Genomic DNA, 4,578 nt, shown 5'->3' with positions numbered 1-4,578 from the left:
CTGTGATTCGCTCGCGCAGGCATTTGTGCAGTGTTTCCCTAGATGAACAGGGCCACCCAAACCACGGTGACCACCGCAAGCAGGCCGGCCAGCACGCGATAGTTCTTCCACAGCGGCTTGTCGGCCAGCTCGCGCGACTCTTCACGCCAGGCCTCGCGGGACCAGACGTATTCCTTGAGTGCTTCCCGCTCAGGCGGCTCACTGAACAGAGTGATGCCGACGAACAGGGTAAGGCTCAGCAGCAGCATGACCCCGGCACCGTAAAGGAACTGCAGCTGATACAGCTCGAAGATCTCGCCGGCAAGGAAGCCGGCGAGGCCGATCGGCGCGGCAATCACCAGGGTCCAGAAAGCGGCTGTCGCCGTGGCCCGGTACCAGAATAGCCCGCCGAGGAAGATCACCACCACCGGCATGGTCACGTAGCCCAGGAACGACTGGAAGTACTCGACGATGCCGTCGAAGGTCAGGATGACCGGGGCCCACAGGCCGGCCGCCACCATGAACACACCCACCATGGACCGGCTGATCAGCAGGATCTGCTTTTCGCTGCGCTGCTTGCCGTGGGTCTTGACGAAGTCGTTCACCACCAGCGAAGAGGCGCCGTTGAGCACCGAATCGAGGGTCGACATCAGCGCCGCCACCAGCGCTGCCAGCACCAGGCCGCGGATGCCGATGGGCAGGAAGTCGAAGGCCAGCATCGGCCAGATCAGATCCGAGTCGGACAGGTCAGGGTAGAGCGCCCGGCCCATGGTGCCGGGCAGAATCAGCAGGAACAGCAGCGGCAGCTGGAGAAAGCCGGCCATCAGCACGCCCCAGCGGCCATGGTCGATGCTCTTGGCCGAGAGCACCTTCTGCATGACGATGTGGTTCGTCGTCCAGTAGTAGAAACCCAGCCACAGCACCCCGGTGAGTACCCCGGGCCAGGGCAGGAAGTCGTCGTCCGCCGGCTTGAACACCGTGAAGCCATCTTCCGGCGCCGCCTCCCGGACGGCGCCCCAGGAGCCCAGCTCGCGAAACAGCATGAAGAAGATCACCGCGCCCGCCACGTACAGCAACACGGCCTGAATGGTATCGGTGATCATCACCGCGCGCAGGCCGCCCAGGATGACGTAGATACCGCCGAGCAGCGCCATGGCGGTGATCAGCAGGCCCAGCGGAACCTCGGGAAACAGCAGCTTCAGCACGATGCCGCCGGCGAACAGCGCGCCGGCACTGTCGATGAACAGCGCAGTGAACACCGAGAAGATGGAGAAGGCATAGCGCGAGCGCTTGTCGTAGCGGCAAGCCAGAAACTCCGGCATGGTGCTGACGCGGGAGCGAAGGTAGAACGGCAGGATGAAGAGTGCGAAGAACACCAGCACCAGCGTGGCCATCCACTCGTAGTTCCACACGGCGATGCCGTCTTCGTAGCCGGCCCCGGCCAGGCCGATGTAGGAAGTGCCGGAGAGGTTGGCGGAGACCAGGCTGAAGCCCACCAGCGGCCAGATCATGCCGCGACCGGCGAGAAAATAGCTCTCGGAATCCTTGCTCTTACGGCCTACCCAAAAGCCGATGGCAAGGATCATGCTCACGTACAGGCCCACGATCACCAGATCGATCGTCGCCAGCTCGAACTCGGGCACGGTCTCCCTCCTCTGCCCATGGTTCAGGATCGAAACGGCTCCGATGACCCTCCCGGTCGAGCCGTTTCGACGTTTGACTGCTCAACAAACCCTAGTCCAGTACAAATCTAGTTCAGAGGCGGCTGGGCGACAACGCAGCCGCCGATGCCCGTTACCTCACCAGCAGGGCATCGAGCCTGACCGGTACCTCATCGCCGATCTGCTCGTAACCGAGCAGCAGCATCACCGAGCGCAGAGTGGGATCCGCCATCAGCGCCTGGCCATCCAGCGCCACCCGCTCGGCGTTGGTCACCTGCACCTCGGCACTGCTTCTCTTGGTGAAGCGCACCGGCAGCGACTCCTGGCGTACGTTGTTTCCTGAACGTACCGTCATCGTCAGGGTTTCCACCAGCGACTCACCCACCTCGAGCCGCTCCAGCCGCTCGGGCGGAAACTGAGTGGTCAGGGTGGCCATGGGCCGCTCGGTCAAGCCGGAGAGCCACGGCGGCAGCGGCCCCAGCCGTTCCACCACGTCGCTCTGGTTGAGCCGCAGTGGCAGCTCCAGGGTGCCGTTGGTACTGGCACTGCCGCTCAGCCGGCGCACCTCGTGCTGGCGGGGGATGGGGCCGTCGGGGGCGATCTGCATCACGGTGGCCGACACCCGCGAACGCTCCGGGTCCAGCTCCCAGGCGGAAAGCGGCAGGGCAAACAACAGGGCGGTGGCGCCCAGCGGCAACAGCGAGAAAGAAGCGAAAAGGCGTTTCATGAGCGGTGCGTCTCCAGGAGCGAAAGGCTCACCCAGAAGACACGCCAAACGCCGGGAAGTGCCCGGCGCAGCGGCGCGAATTTGCCGCCGCCCAGGCTCTGGCCACGCCCACCAGCTTTCGCTATCATACGGCGGCGCAATGCAGGGCCTATAGCTCAGTTGGTTAGAGCAGGGGACTCATAATCCCTTGGTCGCTGGTTCGAGTCCAGCTGGGCCCACCATAAAATCAGCTAGTTAGCAATTCTTGCTGGTGAGCCCCATGGTCCAAGGGTACTGTTTCGGTACAGTGCCGATCCTTCAGCCCCCTGGAGATTTTCATGGCCACCATTGTTAAGACCCCTTCTGGTAGCTGGAAGCCGTCATCCGCAAGACCGATTGGCCTACCACCACCAAGACCTTCCGCACCAAGCGCGATACCCAGGATTGGGCGCGTCGCACGGAAGATGAAATGGTGCGTGGTGTCTACATCCAGCGCAGCGCCTCGGAGCGCATGACGCTCGAGGCCGCCCTCAAGCGCTACCTTGCTGATGTCACCCCTACTAAGAAGCCCAGCACTCAGAAAAGTGAACGCCAAAAGGCCAACACGCTGATCGAGCATCTAGGCAAATACTCCCTCGCAGCCCTCACGCCGGAGCTGATCGCCAACTACCGCGACACGCGGCTCAATACCCTGGGGCGACGGGGGCAGCCTATCAGCCCCAATACCGTGCGCCTGGAGCTGGCCCTGCTTGGCCATCTCTACACAGTGGCTATCCAGAAGTGGGGGCTGGGCCTGGCTTATAACCCGGTTCAAAATATCCGCAAACCCAGCCCAGGAGAGGGGCGCAATCGTCGCCTAAGTGTCGATGAGGAAAAGCGCCTGTTCGCCGTGCTTCGACAGCACAGCAACCCTATGATGGCGTGGATCGCCAGAATCGCCCTGGAGACGTGCATGCGCTCGTCGGAGATCCTGACCCTCACTCGCTCACAGGTCGACGTGAAACGCCGCGTGGTGCGCCTCACAGACACCAAGAACAACGAAGCCCGCTTGGTACCGCTGACCCAGGCGGCTACCGAGGTGTTCAAGCAGGCGTTGAACAACCCGGTGCGGCCGCTCGACTGTGGCTTGGTGTTCTTCGGTGAGCCTGGCAGGGACGGCAAGCGCGGCCCCTATGCCTACACCAAGCTCTGGAACCAGGCGAAGAAGAAGGCAGGGCTCGATGACTTCCGCTTTCATGATCTGCGCCACGAGGCCGTCAGCCGTCTGGTGGAGGCGGGGCTGTCTGACCAGGAGGTCGCCGCGGTCAGTGGCCACAAATCAATGCAAATGCTGCGGCGATATGCGCACCTGCGGGCAGAAGATTTGGTAGTGAAGCTGGACTGTATGCAAGGCAGGTAACAGCTGTAACTATAGAGGAGCAATACCATGTAGGCTGGAAATACCTATAGCAGAATCGACGGCACGTTCTGATATATTGACCAAAATCCGGAGGGCCGTCGAAAATGCGGTTGTATGTATATCCGCCTTAGGCTGGCACGTATGCGTAATATCTAGGGATTAGTAGGTGGCGGTTAGTAGAAAGGTATTTGCATTAATTTAAGCCGTCAGCATAATTAGACAATAAAATATTCTAAAGTATAATTGGTGTGGGGTGCTATGAATATAGCTCGTCGGGAAATTGTTGAGTACTGGTCTAAACACCAATGTGAAAGTGGTCTATCCGTAGACTGGTCGGAAGCTGAGAAACTGTGCTGGCGTTGTGCGAGTAAACGATCGCTTCAACGTTGTCACATTATTCCACGAGCTCTTGGAGGGGACGAAAGTCCTAGTAATCTCGTGCTGCTATGTGCACAATGTCATGCTGAAGCCCCAAATGTAGCAGACCCCGACTTTATGTGGGTCTGGCTGCGTGCTCATGCTGTTCCATTCTATGGTGCTTACTGGCAAGAGCGTGGCTTTAAAGAATATGAGTTGGTGTTTGGTGAAAAGCCTTTTTCTGGGCTCTCCAATACCGACGAGCTCATGTCAAAAGTGTTAAAGGTGCTTAAAGAGTTACTTGAAAATACTAGTACGCACTGGGGGCAAGGGAAGATTAATCCTGCAACATGGGCCTGGGTTTTGCGCCAAGTAGATCAGCAGGCTCGTCATGATAAATAATAAATGTACCTCATGCCCCCCCCCCCCCGCATGGAGGTTATTTCTTTGCCTCGATAAAAAGTTTAGGTAGATTT

At 59.6% G+C, this 4,578-nt stretch carries 4 protein-coding genes, 1 tRNA gene and 1 pseudogene; 4 read left to right on the top strand and 2 right to left on the bottom strand.

The genetic code is table 11. The annotated features are described in order from the left end of the window. Window positions 1-38: 38 nt before the first annotated feature. Together B8115_RS19710 and B8115_RS19705 are read right to left on the bottom strand one after the other, a co-directional pair. Window positions 39-1,622 carry a sodium/solute symporter gene (locus B8115_RS19710; RefSeq protein ID WP_010629577.1) on the bottom strand — a complete coding sequence of 528 codons (1,584 nt, stop codon included), beginning with the start codon at window positions 1,620-1,622 and terminating at the stop codon, window positions 39-41. Between the two features lie 151 nt (window positions 1,623-1,773). Then, window positions 1,774-2,367, bottom strand: coding sequence for a hypothetical protein (locus B8115_RS19705; RefSeq protein ID WP_010629576.1), 594 nt, complete (start codon window positions 2,365-2,367; stop codon window positions 1,774-1,776). A 144-nt stretch (window positions 2,368-2,511) separates the two neighbouring features. Here B8115_RS19705 and B8115_RS19700 point away from each other — a divergent pair. The 4 genes and pseudogenes from B8115_RS19700 (at window position 2,512) to B8115_RS23985 (ending at window position 4,504) form a co-directional block, all read left to right on the top strand. After that, window positions 2,512-2,588 (top strand) — tRNA-Ile (locus B8115_RS19700). A 227-nt stretch (window positions 2,589-2,815) separates the two neighbouring features. Next, window positions 2,816-3,745: a site-specific integrase gene (locus tag B8115_RS19695; RefSeq protein ID WP_010629575.1), complete on the top strand. Its 930-nt coding sequence runs from the start codon at window positions 2,816-2,818 to the stop codon at window positions 3,743-3,745. A 258-nt stretch (window positions 3,746-4,003) separates the two neighbouring features. Then, a pseudogene (locus tag B8115_RS24170) lies at window positions 4,004-4,222 on the top strand (HNH endonuclease); the annotation flags it as partial. 18 nt (window positions 4,223-4,240) lie between these two features. Beyond that, window positions 4,241-4,504 (top strand): hypothetical protein, encoded by a 264-nt coding sequence (locus B8115_RS23985; RefSeq protein ID WP_238539244.1) that lies wholly within the window; start codon window positions 4,241-4,243, stop codon window positions 4,502-4,504. Window positions 4,505-4,578: the final 74 nt, after the last annotated feature.

The sequence above is a fragment of the Halomonas sp. KM-1 genome, assembly GCF_000246875.1.
GTDB classification, from domain to species: domain Bacteria; phylum Pseudomonadota; class Gammaproteobacteria; order Pseudomonadales; family Halomonadaceae; genus Halomonas; species Halomonas aerodenitrificans.
Note: the sequence above shows the minus strand (reverse complement) of the source record. Positions and strands in the feature narration are given on the sequence as shown.